10 protein-coding genes are annotated in these 16,692 nt (G+C 71.7%); 3 read left to right on the forward strand and 7 right to left on the reverse strand.

The window, feature by feature from the left end; genetic code table 11:
* Window position 1: 1 nt before the first annotated feature.
* The 5 genes from bcsN to bcsA are packed head-to-tail and all read right to left on the reverse strand — an operon-like array spanning window position 2 to window position 9,096.
* Window positions 2-970, reverse strand: coding sequence for a cellulose biosynthesis protein BcsN (gene bcsN / locus ACTJK8_RS01505; RefSeq protein WP_440761408.1), 969 nt, complete (start codon window positions 968-970; stop codon window positions 2-4).
* Window positions 967-2,976 (reverse strand): hypothetical protein, encoded by a 2,010-nt coding sequence (locus ACTJK8_RS01510; protein WP_440761409.1) that lies wholly within the window; start codon window positions 2,974-2,976, stop codon window positions 967-969. The genes bcsN and ACTJK8_RS01510 overlap by 4 nt, the downstream gene beginning before the upstream one ends.
* Window positions 2,961-4,115 (reverse strand): glycosyl hydrolase family 8, encoded by a 1,155-nt coding sequence (locus ACTJK8_RS01515; RefSeq protein WP_012317297.1) that lies wholly within the window; start codon window positions 4,113-4,115, stop codon window positions 2,961-2,963. Before ACTJK8_RS01515 ends, ACTJK8_RS01510 begins: the two co-directional genes overlap by 16 nt.
* The gene (locus ACTJK8_RS01520) at window positions 4,112-6,706 is read right to left on the reverse strand and encodes a cellulose biosynthesis cyclic di-GMP-binding regulatory protein BcsB (protein ID WP_287080609.1); all 2,595 of its coding nucleotides are present in this window, start codon (window positions 6,704-6,706) and stop codon (window positions 4,112-4,114) included. The genes ACTJK8_RS01515 and ACTJK8_RS01520 overlap by 4 nt, the downstream gene beginning before the upstream one ends.
* 5 nt (window positions 6,707-6,711) lie before the next feature.
* Entirely contained in the window at window positions 6,712-9,096 is a 2,385-nt protein-coding gene (bcsA, locus tag ACTJK8_RS01525) for a UDP-forming cellulose synthase catalytic subunit (protein ID WP_440761410.1), read from the reverse strand.
* Between the two features lie 435 nt (window positions 9,097-9,531).
* Between bcsA and ACTJK8_RS01530 the strand changes: the two genes are divergently transcribed.
* A complete protein-coding gene (locus ACTJK8_RS01530; RefSeq protein ID WP_440761411.1) occupies window positions 9,532-11,961 on the forward strand; it encodes a response regulator in 2,430 nt (809 codons plus the stop codon).
* A gap of 162 nt (window positions 11,962-12,123) precedes the next feature.
* The gene (gene bcsS, locus ACTJK8_RS01535; protein ID WP_012317301.1) at window positions 12,124-12,939 is read left to right on the forward strand and encodes a cellulose biosynthesis protein BcsS; all 816 of its coding nucleotides are present in this window, start codon (window positions 12,124-12,126) and stop codon (window positions 12,937-12,939) included.
* 64 nt (window positions 12,940-13,003) lie between these two features.
* Here the strand turns inward: bcsS and ACTJK8_RS01540 are convergent, their stop codons facing one another.
* Together ACTJK8_RS01540 and ACTJK8_RS01545 are read right to left on the reverse strand one after the other, a co-directional pair.
* Window positions 13,004-13,264, reverse strand: a complete 261-nt coding sequence (locus tag ACTJK8_RS01540) for a hypothetical protein (protein ID WP_440761412.1) — start codon at window positions 13,262-13,264, stop codon at window positions 13,004-13,006.
* Between the two features lie 612 nt (window positions 13,265-13,876).
* A complete protein-coding gene (locus ACTJK8_RS01545; RefSeq protein ID WP_012317303.1) occupies window positions 13,877-14,206 on the reverse strand; it encodes a CsbD family protein in 330 nt (109 codons plus the stop codon).
* A 700-nt stretch (window positions 14,207-14,906) separates the two neighbouring features.
* Here ACTJK8_RS01545 and ACTJK8_RS01550 point away from each other — a divergent pair.
* The gene (locus ACTJK8_RS01550) at window positions 14,907-16,688 is read left to right on the forward strand and encodes a M23 family metallopeptidase (protein ID WP_440761413.1); all 1,782 of its coding nucleotides are present in this window, start codon (window positions 14,907-14,909) and stop codon (window positions 16,686-16,688) included.
* The last annotated feature ends 4 nt before the right edge of the window (window positions 16,689-16,692 follow it).

Here is a 16,692-nt window from a genome sequence, read left to right on the forward strand (position 1 = left end):
CTCAATTGGGCGGCCGATAGGCCTCCGGCGGCAGGTCGCGGAAGAACGTCTCGCCGGGGGCTTGCCCCGGGGCAGGCTTGGGCGCGATCCCGCTGCCGCTCCCCTCCGTGATGTAGCGCTGGCCGCCCGGCTCCGGCAGGACCGCCGCGGGGGCCTGGGGGGTTGGCGGTACGATGTACCGCTTCTGATCCGGCGTCGCGGCGCTGGGAGGGGGTGCGACGGGCGGCGCGACGGGCGGCGCCACCGGCGTCTGCGGCGGTGGCGCGGCGGGCGCCCGGGGCGGCGGGGCCTCGTCCTTCCGCGCCTCGGCCGCGGCCGGTCGGCTCGGGCGCCGGACGACGGTTCGGGGCACGGCCCGGCGCGGCCGCTCGCGCACGACGGCCGGCGGCGGGCGGGTGCCCGGCAAGGTGATCCGGAGGCTCTCCACCGACCGCACGAGGTCCCCGAGGCTCGCGTCGGCGGTGCGGCACAGCCGGATCCGCAGGGAGATCGCGCGGCGCGCGGTCGGCTCCGCCTGGAACAGAGCGGGCGGCTGCCCGCCGGCGACAGCGGCGCCGCGGCCGCCCCCGATCCACTGCCACGCGTAGAGGCAGTCGGCACCCAGCGCGATGCCCACCGGGCCGTAGGCGTTCCGGAGCGGCGGCCGCACCGTCATCGCCTGCCCGGGGAACCGGACGGCGATCTCACCCGCGATCCCGAACTCGCTGGGCTTGGCCAGCCGCGGCGGGAAGGCGAGGAGCAGGTCCGCCGTCTCCCGCCGCAGGGCGATCTCGGCGTGATTGCGACCGTCGCCGCCGGCGTAGCGCAACCGCTGGTCGAACCCGTCGCGCTCGCGGGTCTCGATCACCGCGGTCAGCGCCCCGGCGCCGGGCAGCGTCAGGACCGGCACCGTCTGCGCCCGCGCGCCGGCAGGCAGCAGGAGCCACGCCACGGCAAAGAGCCGGACCGAGCGGATCGCCGCGCGCCTCACGGGGTGGTCCGCTCGGTCGTGGCGGATGTGTCGTAGGCCGAGCGGCCGGGCATCTGGAACCGCTTCCCTTCCGAGTTCTCGGACCGCCCGCGCTCGGCCTGCTGGTCCTGCCACAGGGTCCCGGCGGCAGGCGGCGACAGGAATTCCGGTTTATCGATGCCACGATAGTCGGGCAGCAGGGCGTAGCCGAACCGCTCGTAGGGCATCGGCCCCGCGCCGGGTACGCGCCGGGCCACGAGGGGCGGCGCCTGGGTCGCGGGCTCACGGACGTAGGTCCCCGCGGGGACGGGCTCGGCCAGGGCGCGCACGAGCCCCGGCGGCGGGTAGCGGAGCGCGTTCTCCAAGGAGACCGCCAGGGGAAATTCGCCGCGCTGGACGGCGAGCGGTTTGGTGTCCGCCGCGACCGAAGGCAGGTCCGGCCGCGGCACCCGGTTGGCCGTCGGCGTCTCGGCACGCGTCGCGGGAGCCGCGTGCCGCCCGGGCGCGGCCGCGGCGGTCGAGGACGCGGGTTCGCAGGGCAGCGGCGGCCCGCCTGTCGTCTCGCGGAACAGCAGGTCGACCACCTTCGGAAAGAGGCCGTCGTAGCGGTTCACGACCTCTAAAAAGGGCCGCTGCCGCTTCAGCCGCTGCAGCGTGAGGGCGTAGCCGAAAACGGTTCCCTCGCTGGGCATCCAGGCGACGGCCCGCTGGAACCATTCCAGCGCCGTGTCGAACTGGCAGGAATTGTAGGCGTACCACGCGAGCCCCTGGGCGCCTTCGCCCGAGGTGGAGGCCGTCACGACCTGGGCGTAGCGCGCGATGCGCGCCGGCTCGATCGCGGGCGGGCGAGGCAGCGTCAGCTTCTGCTCCAGGATGTCGATGTAGAGCAGCTCGTTGCCAACGAACCGGTCGCGCCAGGCGTAAGCGACCTCCTCGGCCTCGCGCGGCATGTCGAGCTGGCGCAGGGTCAGGGCGAGACCGTGGGCGACCATGGCGTCACCGCCCCGGGCAATCGCCTGCTTGAACCACTCGAGCGCCTCCCGGAACTGGCGGCGCTTGTAGGCGTACCAGCCGAGCAGGCTGGTCTGGCTCGGATCTCCGCTCTTGCGCGCGACGGCCTGGAAAGCCGCGAGATCGGCCGGGGACGGGGTCTCGGCGCTCTCCTCGTGCAGGAAGGCGGCGATCCGCGCGCGGGTGATGTCGAGGCGGATCGCGTCGAACTCCGAGGCCCCGTTCGCGCCGCGGTGACCCATCTCGATCAGGCGCTCCGCCTGCGCCAGGCGCAGATGCGCCATCGCCTTCTGGATGGTGGCGAGGCGCACCCCGGAATCGGCGCTGCCGTCGAGGATCGACTTATAGAGCTCGAACGCCTCGTCGCCCGAGCCGGAATCGCCCAGGGCGTCCGCGACCGTCCAGATGCTCTGGACGTCGAGGGGGTCGAGGGCGCCGGGATCGGCCCGGTAGAGGTCGATGATCGCGTCGGCCTCCTTGCCGGTGAGCGCCGTGATCCGGGAGCGGAATTCGGCCCGGCGAAGCTTGCGCGCCAGCTCCTCGGAGGGCTGCCACGCGGGATCGATCGAGCGGCGTGCGGCGATCGCCGTGCGGAGGTCGTCGAACCGCCCCGCGGTGAAGAGATCCCACAGGGGCGCCTCCTCGGGCGGGCTCGGCTGCAGCGCGTCGAGGTCCGGCGGCTCGTTCCAGCCCGGATAGAGACGCTTCAGGCGGGCGATCTCGGCCTTCATCCGCGCCGTCTGCTTCTGGGCCGCGTAGTAGCGGAGCGCGCTCTCGTCGACCATGTTGGTCGTGCGGGACGTGGCCGGGTCGGCCAGGATCGCCGGCGCGCGCGGGCCGTCGCCGTAGACGATCCGGGGCTCGGTCCGCGTCGGCGCGGCGGAGGGCTGCGGCGGTTGTCCGGAACGCGCGTCGACCTGCGCCGCGGCCGGCGAGGCGGCGAGCGCGAGGAGTAGGAGGCAGGGGGCGGCCGGTCGCACCCGGGCCGGCGGAGGGCCCTTCAGGACTTCAGGCATGACGGGTAGCGCATGCGGGCCGCGGTCAGGGCGAGGAGGCTCAGGGTCGCCGGATAATAGTTCTGGTTGCCGATGTCGCCCCGGGCATCCTCCGGAAAGGGCGTGCCGTCGAGGGCGCAGGCCACCAGGGCGGGGATCCCCATGTAGCCGGCCTCGGTGAGCCACTCGACCTTCCGCCCGTCGCCGGTGTCGACGATCGGCAGCCGCTCCCGGTCAGAACTCGACCACAGGGCCTGGAACGGCGCGAGGTCGTCGGGCCGCACCAGCCCAGCCCAGGCGAGATAGAGCGGGACGCGGATGGCGTTGTAGGAGAACAGGGGCGGGAAGCCGGTTGCGGGGTGCGGAGCGTCCTTGGCGGAGATCCACTCGGTGGGCAGGTTGCTCGGACCGAAGCGGGACTGCCGCAGCAGGGAGAGGCCGCTGCGCGTCAGGGCCGCCCAGTCGTATTCCGGCGCCACCAGGGCGAGGCGCGGGAAGGCCGGGAAGATCCAGTAGGAGAGGTTGACCAGCGGGCCGTCCGGGCGCTCGCGGGCCGAGAAGCCCGAGACCGCGGGGAGCAGCAGCGCCCCGTGCGGGTCACGGAACAGGATGGTCTTGCGCCCGAACTCGATGGCGATCCGACGGGCCGCGGTGCGGTAGCTCGGCTCGTTCCAGGCCTCGGCCGCCTCGGTGAGGGCCCAGGCGACGAGGATGTCCCCGTCGGTGGCGTTGTTCATGTCGCTCACCGCCGGCCGCTTGTCGGGCGACCAGCGCCACGCCAGCAATTCGTCGCCGCGGACCATCAGGTTGGCGCGGGTCCAGCCCCAGATCCGCTCGAAGCTGACCCGGTCGCCCGCCGCCACGGCGAGCAGCATGCCGTAGCCCTGGCCCTCGCTGTGGCTGATCAGACCGTTGGCGGTGTCCACCACGCGACCCTGATCGGTGATGAACCGGGAGCGGTAGGCGCGCCATGCGGCGTCATTGCCGAGCTTGCCGGCGAGGCCGGGGCTCGCCGCCCTGGCGGTTTGAGCGGGCTGCGTGCCCGGTTGCGCGGTACTCGGTGGCACGGCAGGCTCGTCCTGCGTCGAGGCCGCCGCCGCGGGCAGCATCGCCGCGACGAGGAAGGCCGCGGCGAGAGGGGCGCGGTCGCGGCGGCTCATGAGTTCTTCCTGCCGACGTTGCGCACGAGGCTCGTGGTCGCGAGGCCGAGGCAGAGGGCCATCGCGAGGGTCATGCCGACGTAGTATTCCGTGTTGATCGACAGCCACGCCGCGGACACGAGGCGCAGGTTGGCCAGGGATCGCGGCTGCGTCTCGACGATCTCGATCCGCTCGGACCGGGACGTCACCAGCGTGCCGTTCGACGCGTCGAGGAAGGCGGCGCTGCCGCCGAGCCTCGCCCAGACCACGGGGTCGACGAGGCAGGAGACGGACGCCTTCAGCAGGGACGCGTTCGGCGCGGTGACGATCACGGTGTTGCTCGACTGGACCGGCGGACCCTCGGCGATGAGCAGCGAGGCCGTGGCCGGGACCTCCACTGTCTCGTCCGGCTTCACCTGCGCCGTCACCGTCTGGCGCAGGGAGCGCGCCGTCCCGGTGATCTCGTTCCAGACGGAGTCGAGGGCGGCCCAGATCTGGCGCGAGCCGCGCGTCGACGCCTCCCAGCGGTCGATGAGCTCACGGTCCGAGGAGGAGCCTGGAGCGGTGGCCGGGACGGTAGCCGAGGTCGATGTCGGCGCGGGCGCGGCGCTCGCCTCGCTCTGGGACGCCGGTGCCTGAGCGGGCTGAGCCGGGCGCACCTGCGGGATCAGGGTGGGCAGGGCGCAGCGCATCGGCAGGTTGCGACGCAGGCGATCGAGGGTGAGCACGCCCTCGGGGCCGAACTGGCCCGGTGTGGCGACCATATCGGCGCGGCCTTCCCAGACTCGCTGAACCTGCTGCGGATCGAAACCGACCGCCTCGAGGAGCGCGGGGTCGAGGGCGCGGGCGGGCGCGACGACGAGCTGGCTGGTATCGGACGCCACCTGCTGCTGGGTCACCACCTCGAAATCGATGACCCGCTCGGCGGCCATGGCCAGCCGGGCCGCGAGAGTCGCGGCCGCGTCGGCGCTGTCGCGGTCGGGCGTCGGCAGCACGAGGCGCGGGCGCCGTCCCGGGACGACGAACGGCACGGCGCCGCCCTTGATCGCCGCGAGGTCGGGGCTGCGCGCCGCCCTAGCGAAGTGCGGGATCTCGATCCGGGAGCGGTCGAGGAACAGGAAGCGCGCCTGCTTGGCCGCGGGGCTCAGGGTGTCGCAGACCTGGTCGGCGGCGTTCGGCAGCTGCGCCGAGATCTCCACGTGGTTCACCCCGGGACGCCACAGGCTGAAGGGCAGGGGTATCGCGCTGTCGTCGAACACCTCGCCGCGCGCGTCGGGGAGCGGGACGCTGGCCGCGTTGCGTCCGTTGATGTCGATGACGATGCGGGCGTCTGAGGAGAGCCCGGCCACGTACGCCCCAGCGAGGTGCAGCATGACCTTGCCGTAATCGGCCGGAACAAAATCACCGGGAAAGCGAAGGGCGAAGCCGACATGGAGCAGCCGGCCCGAGAACTCGCGGGACGTCGCGCCGAGCCGGTCGAGCGTCAGGTTCTCGCCGCCCTGTACCATGTAGCCGCGGAAGAGTTGCACCGCCTTCAGCCCGTTCGGCGTCCCGGTGTCGGCCGGGACGGCGAGATTGGTGATGGCCTGACGGACGTCCTCATCGCGGGCCCCGGTGACCACCAGGGTCGGCGGAGTGTTCGGCCGCGTGGGCAGCATGGCGAGGCGGGGCCCGGTGATCGGGCCGAGTTCGGAGACGCCTTCGACGCCGGCGATCTCGGAGGCGGTGCCGACGACGAGGTTGATGCCGTTGCGGCCCTGCAGGGGCGGCCCGAAGGTCACGGTCGGCCGGGCGACCCGCCCCACGAGCGCGAGGGCCTGCGCCGCCTCGATCATGCGCTCCAGGCGAGCCAGGTTCGGACGCTCATTCAGGATGACCTGGATCGGCAGGGCGCCGCTCTCGTCGGGCTCCGCGGCAGCGAGTGACCGGACGTCCATGTCGGTCGCCGTTCCCACCACGAGGCCGGACCGCGACGGGTCGATCTGCGTCCACAATTCGTAGGTCGCGCCGACCGAGCAGTCGACCCGGTGGCGCTGGCTGGCGGTGAAGGTCACGGCGTTGAAGCCGGCCTTCAGCACGCCGTCGGGAATGGCGAACTCCACCACCTTCACGGCGCCGGGCGCCTGGATGCGGGTCCAGCCGACCTTCGCGCCGTTGACGAAGGCGGCGAGCTCGGAGCTCTCCGGCGCCACCGAGATCGCCGAGAGATACGAGAGGCGCAGCCTCACCGGTCCCCGCGTCTGCGCGTCGGTGAGGTAGACCGGGTAGCGCAGGGAATCCTCCTCGCCGGTCAGGCGGAAGCCGCGCGGGCCGGACGGAAGCCGCCGCGCCGGCGCGATCGTCGACTGGATCACCGCGCGCGGCACCGTCTGCGGCGCGGCGGCCCGCGGCGGCTCGGGCGGTCGCGGCGTCGATTTCGGCTCCGCCGCCGCGGCGTCCGGCCGGCGCGCGGGGCTTGCCCCATCCTCGGACGGCGCGCGCAGGGCGTTGCCGCTGGGCGGGACCGTCAGCCGCTCCGCGGGGCCCGTGCCCAGGAAGCTTTGGCCGAGGGCCGGCCCGCTCGCGAGACAGACCAGCAGCCCCAGCACGGGGAGGCGCAGCCGGGTCGCCATCGCCGTCACGCCGCGCTCGTGCGCCGGCCGCGAAGCTCGGCCAGGGTGCGCTCGTTCTCGTAATCCATCATCAGCCGGACCCAGTCGTCCCCGCTCTCGACGTCGGTGGGTTTGGCGGCCGTGGGCAGTGTCGGCGCCGCACCGGCCGTCGCCGCGGCCGGGACGGACGGCGTCGGGGCGACGGCCGCCGACGGCGCGTCGTAGACCGGAGCCTCCTCGATCTCGACGGGCCGCGGGCGCCGGCTGGCCAGGAGATAGCGCAGGGCGCGGAACGGCTCGACGAGACCCCACCACGCGAATTGCAGCGTGCCGGTGGGGATGTCCTTGTGCCGCCGCCGCCGCAGCTGGAAACGGCGCATCGCCTCGGCGTCGCCGTACATGAGGCCCGCGAGCGCCGGGTAGTCGCGAACCGCCAGCGTGCCGAAATTCACCCGCATGACGAGCTCAGGGCCGTCGCGCGTCGCATGCTCCAGATGGACCGGCAGCGGCGCGGCCCGGCGTGCCCCGGCCGTCGGCTCGACGCTGAGCGCGCCCCGCAGCGGCGGGCGGGTGAGACCCGGATCGAGGGCGCCGCTGAGGAGGCGCAGGGTGCAGGCGTCCGCGGAGACCCGCTCGATCGCCACGTCGACGCTGTGCCCGGAGAGGCTGAGGACCCCGCGGCGATCGATCGCCAGCGACGGCGTGCGTTCGAGCTGGCGCCGCTCGGCGCAGACCCCGAGCGACGCGCCCGCGGTGAGCAGGTTGAAGAAGTTCCAGAGCCCGACCACCAGCATCAGGTTGGTCACGCCGGGCTCGTACAGGTAGCGCCACGCCGCGACCGCGCAGCCGAGCATCAGGAGCAGGTAGATCAGGAAGAACGGCAGGGCGAGCGACGAGATATGGTCGTGGTCGAGGGTCGCGCCCTTGTTGGTGACATTGAAGGTCGGCTTGCGCGGCGAGGCGATGACCGAGACGATCGCCTTGGCCAAGTAGACGCCCTGAATGTACTCGTAGAGCTCCGACACGAACGGCCAGCGGAATTTGCCGTAGACGTAGTTCTGGATCATCAGGTTGATGACGATGTAGGTCAGCGTGTAGGCGATCGATTCGTCCACGCTGGCCACGAAGATCTTCAGGTCGAAGAAGATGTGCAGCAGCGGCGCGAACATGAAGATCAGCCGCGGGATCGGGAAGAACCAGAAGGTCATGCTGGAGAGGTAGGCGATCTTCTGGATGGGCTTGAGGCCCTTCTGGAAGACCGGGTTCTTCAGGAGCAGGATCTGGAACATCCCCTGGCACCAGCGCGAGCGCTGGCCGATGAAGTCCGCCAGCGTGTCCGGCTGAAGGCCGGCGATCAGCGGCTTGTCGACGTAGGCGCTGGTCCAATTGCGCGAGTGCAGCTCGAAAGCGGTCTCGCAATCCTCCGTGATGGTGATGCCCGAGAAGCCGCCGGCTTCGTCGAGAGCGGTGCGCCGCAGCAGGGCCGCCGACCCGCAGAAGAACGAGCCGTTCCACTTGTCGAGGCCGCGCTGCGTGACCGCGTAGAACATCTCGTTCTCCGAGGGCATGCGCTCGAAGGTTCGCAGGTTGCGCTCGACCGGGTCGGGGTTGAGGAACGCGTGCGGCGTCTGGACGAGGAACAGGCGCGGGTCCTGCGCGAAGTAGCCGACGGTCTCGGTCAGGAACGAGCGGAACGGGACGTGGTCGGCGTCGAGCACCGCCACGAGGTCGCCCCGGGCCTGGGCGAGGCCGTTGTTGAGGTTGCCCGCCTTCGCGTGCTCGTTGCGGGCGCGGGTGAGGTAGCGGGCGCCGAGCTCGTCGCACAGCGCTTGCAGCTCGCCCCGGCGGGCGCGCGCCGCCGCGGCCTTGGCCGGGTCGGCATCGCTGCACTTCTGGTCAGTGCCACCGTCATCAAGCAACCACACGGTGAGCTTGTCGGGCGGGTAGTTCAGCTGCCGCGCCGCCGCCAGGGTCATGGCGAGGATCGAAGTGTCCTCATTGTAGCTCGGCACGAACACGTCGACCGCGGGAAGGTCGGCCGCCGGGGCCGCCGGCGGCGGGTCGCGCCGCAGCGGGTCCGCGTTGATGATCAGACTGACGAACAGGATGAAGACGCAGTAGAGCTCGGCCACCAGCAGGATCAGGCCGAACCCGAAGCTGACCGGGTCGCCCGGCGAGGGCAGGGTGTTGGTGAGCCTCCACAGGATGTAGCGCAGCACCACGAGGCTGCCGAGCGCCATGAAGACGAACCGCGTTCGCGGCCCGTCGAGCACCGCCCACAGCACGATCATCACCGCCATGGCGGCGAGGCTCATGGCGAGCTGGGCCTGCGTCCCGACGGGCTGGCTGAGCAAGGCGAGGCTGGCGACTGTCGCCCCAACCCAGGCCAGCCAACGCAACGCCTGCCTCACGCTACAGCCTCCCGGGCCAACAATCCCTCGGATCGAGGTGCAACGGCTCTAAGGCCGGCTTTGTACAGCGACGAAGGTCAATGAACAAACCCATTCGCAATATCCGGCAAGATGCACTTGATCGAAAATTACAGTTAACTAACGAATGCGGCCAGCCCAGTCGAGAGCCGGCGTCACGAAGTGGATCTGGCTGCAGCAGCGGACTTGAGGCGCGCCGCCACGCTGAATACATTAACGATCCGTTCGTAAACTTCTCGATAATCGGTGATGGCCCGGCGCATGCGAGGAAGAGCGCCACAAATAGTCGTTGCGATTTAGGCGTTCCGGCCGGCCGGCTGGGCCTGGACCCGGTGCCGCCGTCTCGGTGCGTCGCGGGCCTTAATCGACCCTTAACGAAAATCGAGCCTCGCTCGGGACCGACCCCCGGGCGTACGGATGACCGCGAAGCCGCAGAAGATCTCCCTCGGATTGCTCAACGCGCTGCAGGTGGCGATTGCCGCCGCGGCGGGGTTCGCGGCCGCCCTCCTGATCGTGGTGCCGGCCGCCCAACCCGGAACCGCCTCGTCCCCGCAGGAGATGGTCGACTCGGCCTCGCGCGCCTACGTCGCCGCCATCGCGGCGCGGCTGCGGCAGACCGTGGGCGAGGCGCGCAACGCTGCTCTGACGCTCCGCGACGACGACGGCCTGCTCTCCGCCGACCAGCGCGCCGCGCGCCTGCGCGCGTGGCTCGCCCTGAACCCGGCCTACCGGGACGCGGTGCTCGTCGCGCCCGACGGCACCGTGCTGGCGGCCCGAGACGAGCACCGCATCGGCAGCAGCGTCGCGCGGCAGACCTGGTTCCTGCGCGGCCGCGCGGCCGGGGTCATCGTGGTCAGCGACGGTACGGAGGCCGACGCGCCGTTCGGGGCGGCCGTCGCGCTGGGCGAGCGCGGACAGGACGGCCTGCTGCGCCTCGACGCCGACCCGAGCTACTTCACCAAGGTCGAGGAGGACGTGCGGCGCGCCGGGGCGCTGCCCGAGACGCTCGCGTTCCTCGTCGCCACCCCGGACAGTCGGGTTCTCTCCGGGACCCCGAGCCCGTTCCGGACAACGGGCGCCTCGGCCACGACGCCGATGCGCGTCGCGGCCGAGATCGGCTCCCCGGGATGGCTGGTGACAGCGCAAGCCGTCCCCTCCGGCGCGGCGCGGACCGCGCCGCCGGACTGGCGGATGCTCGGCATCGGCCTCGTCCTCGTGGCCTGCGCGGCGGCCCTCGGCTACGTCGCGGGGGAGCGGCTGACGCGACCGCTGCGCCGCCTCATGAAGGGGGAGGGCGGGACAGCCGCGGGCGAATCCGAGGCGCCACTGCCGTGGATCAGCGAGTTCGCGGCGCTCTCGGACGTCCTCGCGGGTCATCGCCGGAGCGCCGGGCTGATGATGGCCGGTGCCGGGTCCGAGGTCGCGCGGCTCAAGGCGCGGCTGACCACCTTCGAGGCGGTCTCCGGCTGGGCCTGCTGCGAGATCGATCCCGACACCGGCCGGACCCTCCTGGATGCCCGGACCGCGCTCGGCAGCGACGGAAACCCGTCCGCCGCCCCGTTCGCCGCCTGTTTCGTTGCCGACGACCGCCCCGTTCTCGACCGGGCGCGCGCTGCCGCCCTGGGAGCCGACGGCCCGCACGACGTGGTCCTGCACCTGCGCGACTGGCCGGAGCAGCAGGTTCAGGTGAGGCTGCTGAGCCTCGCCGATGCCCGGGGCGACCGACGGCTCTTCGCCCTCATGCGCAAGCTCCCGGGCGGCGAGGCGGCGCCCCTGCCGCAGCAGGTCGAGCCGCGCCGCAATCTCGTTCTGCGGCGGGTGACCGACGGCATCGTCCACGAGTTCAACGATGTCCTCACCGTCGTTCTGACGAATCTCACGCTGCTGACGCGCCGCCACGCCCTCGCGCCGGAGCAGGATCGGCTGGTCGGGCGGGCCACGGCCGGCGCGCGCCGGGGCGCGGCGCTGACCCGCCGGATGCTGCACCTCGTGCGCGGCGACGAGACCGGCATCACCCTGGCCGAGACCGACCTCGCCACCACCTTCGAAGGCTACCTGCCGTTCCTGTCCGCGAACGCCCTCGGCGAGATGCCGGTCCTCAATCGCATCCCCGCCGGGTTGCCGCCCGTCCTGTGCAGCGAGCGCGTGCTGGAACTGCTGCTCCTCAACCTGGCCTTCCATATCCGCGACGCCGGCCTCGCCGGCTTCGCCATCGCGGCGGTCGAGGGCGCGCCCGAGGATGCGGGCGCCGAGACGGCGTTTGCATCCTACGTGCGGGTGCTCGTCAGCAGCGGTCGCCGCTCCGAGGCCGCGCCGCTGCCGGCCGGGACCGGACCGACCCTGACGTCGGCCGCCGCCCTCGTGACCGAGAGCGGGGGCCTCTGGCGCCTGATCCGCGACGGGACCGACTCCGAGCCCTTCCTGGCCGAGTTCTGGCTGCCCGCCGCGTCCCCGGCCGTCGCCAAGCTCCCGCCGGCCCGCGCGGCGGGCCTGAAGATCCTGCTCGTCGAGAGCGACGGTCTCGTGCGGGCCAGCGTCGCCGAGGTGCTCGCCGATCTCGGCCACGCGGTGGTGCAGGCCGCCTCAGGCGCGCACGCCCTGGAGATTCTCGCCCGCGACCCCGCCTTCGACGCGATGATCGTCGACCAATCCATGCCGGTGATGGCCGGCCTCCAGCTCGCCGCCACGGTGGTCGAGCGGTATCCGGAGATTCGGATCATCCTCGCCAGCCCGCACGGCCAGCTGCCGCAATCCGCCGACGCCTTCCTGCGGATCGACAAGCCTTTCCGCAACGAGGACCTGCAGGTCGTCCTCGACGCCGCGGCGAGCCGCGCCCGCGCGGCCTGACCGCGGCGCGCTCCGGCACGCCACGCGCGGTTCGCGAGCGCGCGTCGCCCGACCTCGATGACGCCGCCGATATCGAGAAGCAGTCACCACAAAATCGGATGTTAACCATTGTCGCCGAGTGTTGGTTAAAGCGTAAATCGTACCTGAACGGAGCCGGCGAATATGGGCGGGACTGCGGAACCGACTGCCCGACGTCCTTTCACGCCGTTCACGACTGCTCTCGCTCTCTCGTGCGCCTGCGCCGCCGCATCGGTCACGCATGCGACCGCCGCCGACCTGCCGGCCCGGGGGGCGAGCGCCGATTGGTACACGGGTGCCTCGCAGCAGGCGGTCGACGACAGCTGGGCCGTCGCGGTCGACGGGTCGACCAGCGTCACGTCGAACAGCTCGGCCTTCGGCTCCGTGACCGTCACCGCCGCACCCAACGGCTCCCCCACCCGGGACGGCCTGCGGGTCCGCGTCGACGCCATCGGGGGAACTTACTCGTATCCCGGCAGGTCCGTCGCGACGCGGGTGACCGGCTACCAGCAGGAAGGCGCCCTTCAGGCGGGTTACGAGTGGGTCTGGAAGGACGCCGCTCTCGCCGGATTTATCGGCTTCAACGTCCGCAGCAATCAGCTGTCCATCCCCGACCCGGGCAACCCGGTCGTCGGTACGGGCGTCGGGCTCAAGGTCGCTGGCAACTTCTACGCGACGCCGACCGACCGGACCATGATCTCGGCCTACGGCTCCTACTCGACCAAATTCAACGCCTACTACTCACGCCTGCGTGTGGGCTACATGCTCGCGGACGGCGTCTATATCGGGCCTGAAGCGCTGTTCCTAGGCGACGACTTCTTCCGCCAGTACCGCATCGGTGCCCATCTGACCGGCGTCCGCTTCGGACCCGTCCAGATGTCGGTGGCCGCCGGGTACGTCCGGGATCGGGTGCAGGGCTCCGGCTACTATTCCAGCATCGAGGCGCGCTCGACCTTCTAGGGTGATGCGCGGGCTCTCGAGAGCGACCCGCGCGCTGCCACTGCGACCGCGCTGACCGGCGACCTTACCGCGACGTCGTCAGGAGGCGGCCGGGCCTCAGCGGGTCCCAGACGCCCTCGAAAACCGGCTGCATCGCGTCGTTGAGCGCGTTCACCCGTGACAACGGCGACGGGGCCACCCTGGGCTGACTGCCGATGAGCGTGGCGGACGCGCCGGCGAGACCGATCAGGCACAGACCGGCGATCGCCCAGCGCGGCACGCCCCAGGTGTGGAGCACTCCGGCCAGTGTCACGAAGATGGCGAATAGGCCGATAAACTGATGCATCAGACACCTCTGAGCGGTGTCAAAAGCGAGAATAGCGCCAAGAACTTTGTTCCATATCGGAACAAGAACTCATACAGGCGCGGATACGGCCGGCCCAATCTCGGACCTGGTCCGAGGTTCTCGCGGCTGTCGCCGACGTTTGCTCGAGCCCCGATCTGTCCCTGCGCCGGAGGCCGGCGCGGACGCCGCACCGGCAAGATCGTCCGAGCGGCGTTGAGGGGCGCTTCCGAAGGGGCGACTTGGGAGTAGGAGAGATGTGCCTGCGCCCGCTAAAGCCGCTTCCGATCCTGTCGCAACGGAATGGAAAGCCGGCGACCCCGGTCGAGGCATTCGCGCCGTGCCTCATGCGTGAGGGAGAGGGCTGGGGTCAGAGCGAAGACGCTTCCCGATCGCGCGCCGTCGCGGGCTCGATCAGGCCATCCTCCTTCGGCACGAATTGATCCCTCACCCTGTCCCGGCCCCGCAGGCGATGGGGCATCCGCGCCACAGACGGCAGGGGCTCGGCCAAGGCCTCGGTCCCAACCCGATCGCGAACGGCGCTACCATCTCGGACAGGGCCGCGCGCCGCTATCCCCTCGACGCGGAGCCGACGGCGGCGCGCGGGGATCGGCGTCAGAGACGGCTGACCAGGAAGCCGAGCCCGAAGCCGACGAGACCGGCCAAGATCAGGGAGGCGTGAGGCCACGCGACGGATGCCTGATGGCCTTCCCACGCGGCGTGCCGGCTCCGGTCGTAGGCCTCGGCAGCCCGGTCCGAGACCTCGTCGGCCGCGTGCCGCACGGCGTCCTTGGCCTGGCCGTAGAGAGTCTCGGCGGTGCCTTGCGCCTCGCGCAGGCGCCCCTCGACCGAGTGTCGGTTCGAGCCGACCGCGTCGCCGACTGCGCCCTGTACCTTGCCGCCGAGCTCGCGTGCGGCGCCCGTGATCCTGTCGGTGTCGACCATTGCCATGCTCTCCGAATCCGTCGCGGACCGGTGTCGGAGCCGCGGCGGCCGAACACCCATCCCTTTGTGGCGACTGGGGCAACAGCGGTCGCCTCCGCCCGTTCCCGAGATCGCTCGCGATCACCGGTCGATTCGCTTGGGGCCCCCGTTCCGTCGCCTATTGAAGCGACGACTTCGTCGCTCACGGGCCGTCGCTGTGCCGTCGACGCGACGCGCGGCGATCACTCGCCCCGTCGGGCTGTCCGGCATCGCGACTTCCGAGACCTCGTGCGGCCGGTCCTGGACCCGTCGGGGGGGGCTCGGCGCCCCCGGCCGCGTGCGCGGCGGTCGTCCCGGAATCCGCTGCCTTCAACCCGGTCGGAGGCGAGGCCAGGCCGTGGCGCCGTGGACCCGAGCACCGGGAAACCCAGGCATGCGCATGGCCGGCGGACGATGGCGTCAGGCGCGTTCCGCAGCCTCATTCAGGCCGCACTCACCGCCGAAGCGGCAAGCTTGAGTGTGAGGGGACCGGATGAACCAGGGCGGACGAGCACCGCGCGGCGAGCTGCCCATACTGCACCGGTCCCTGCTGAGCAGCGCTACCGCGCCGCCGGCTGACGGCGCGACGCCGCTCGACCGGCGACGCCTGAATCGGCGCTGGCTCTGCGCCAGCTCTCTGATCGCTACTTGCGGCGCGGCCCTGATGGGGGCGGCGCTCCGCATGTCCGTGGACACCGATCTCAGGCCCGCCCCGCCGACGTTCCGCAAGGGTCCCGCCCAGGTGGCGGAAGGGCAGGGTGTGGCCGGACGGCGCGGCGACCGCCTCGTACGGCACCAGCTCGTCGCCTCGGACCGGGAGGAGTTCTCCGCGCCGGTGGCTCACCAAGTCGGCGCGCGCGAGATCATCCGGACCCAGCCCTTCGTGCGGCTCGTGACCAGCCTGTCCTCCGGCGACGAGGTCGACGGGCAGATCCCGCCCTTCGATCCCACGCGCCAGCTCGCCGAGGACGGGCAGGTCGCCGCGGTTTCCGACGAACCGGAGGACGATCCGTCCGGCACCATGGTCACGATCACGCGCTCCGATCTCGCGGGCACGCCGGTCCCGGACGACGCGCCCGGCCTGAGCGACGAGGATGTCACCGCTCTCGTGGAGACGCGGGCGCAGGTCGCGCGGGAGGCGGGTTCGCGGATCGCCGTGCCGTTCGCGTCGCAGAGGCAGCTCTCCCAGATCCTGGTCGCCGCGCCGGACGACGGGGCCGCGAAGGCCGCCGGCGCGGATGCGGGCCATGACCCGTTTCACGCGATCGAGGTGCGGGTCGTTCCGGAGAACATCACGGACCTCGCCGAGACCGAGCCCGCCTCCGGCCTGAGCCTCACCGAGACCCGCGACGTCGTGCTCAAGCGCGGCGAGACCCTGGCCGACACGCTGGCGGCGAACGGCGCCGAGCCCGCGCGCGTGAAGGCCATCCTCGCCGCCTTCAGCGACCACGCCCGCACCGGCCTCTCCGAGGGGCAGCATGTGGACCTGCTCCTCATCCGGTCGCGCGCCGGCCAGTCCGCGCGGCAGATCAGCCGCGTGACGCTCTACGGCGCGGGGGGCGTCGAGGAGATCGTCGCGGAACGGGATTCCGGCGGCTTCGTCACGGTCGCGCCGCCGTCCGCGCAGTTCGCGGCGGCGCGCACGGGCGACGATGGCGACGGCTCCGGCGCGACCCTCTACAGGAGCATCTACGAGGCGGTCCTGCGCAACGGACTGCCCGGCATCCTGGCCGAGCGCATCGTCGGAATCTTCGCATTCGGCCTGGACATGCAGCACCGGGTCAACCCGTCCGACCGGCTAGAGGTGCTGTTCAGTCCGAGCGAGAAGGCGGGTGGACCGCCCGAGGTCCGCTACGTTGCCCTGACGCTCGACGGCGTGAAACACCGCGCCTACCGGTTCGAGGCGCCCGAGGCCGGGGCGGCCAGCTACTTCAGCGAGACGGGCAGCTCGCTCCGCAAGTTCCTCATGCGCATGCCGATCGCGGAGGGGCGGATCACCTCGCCGTTCGGCACGCGCGTTCACCCGATCCTGCACTACGCCCGCTTCCACAATGGCGTCGACTGGGCCAACAAGGCCGGCACGCCGATCATGGCGACGGGCGACGGAACGGTGGCGTATGCGGGTCCGCGCGGCGGCTACGGCAACCGCGTCGAGATCCACCACGCCAACGGCTACGTGACGGCCTACAATCACCTGCAGCGGCTCGCGCACGGCGTTCAGGCCGGCGCCGCCGTCCATCAGGGGCAGGTGATTGCCTATATGGGCTCGACCGGGCTCTCGACGGGGCCCCACGTCCACTACGAGGTGAGCGTCAACGGCCACTTCCTGGATCCGATGGCGATCCGCCTGCCCGACAGCCAGGGGGTATCGGCCAAGCTGATGACGGCCTTCGAGCGGCAGGTAGCGGCCACGAACACACTTCGCCACCACGGAGCCCTGGCGATGTCCGCACTGCCGCTCTGAGCCG

This window comes from Methylobacterium sp. 22177 (genome assembly GCF_052045615.1).
GTDB classification, from domain to species: Bacteria; Pseudomonadota; Alphaproteobacteria; order Rhizobiales; family Beijerinckiaceae; genus Methylobacterium; species Methylobacterium radiotolerans.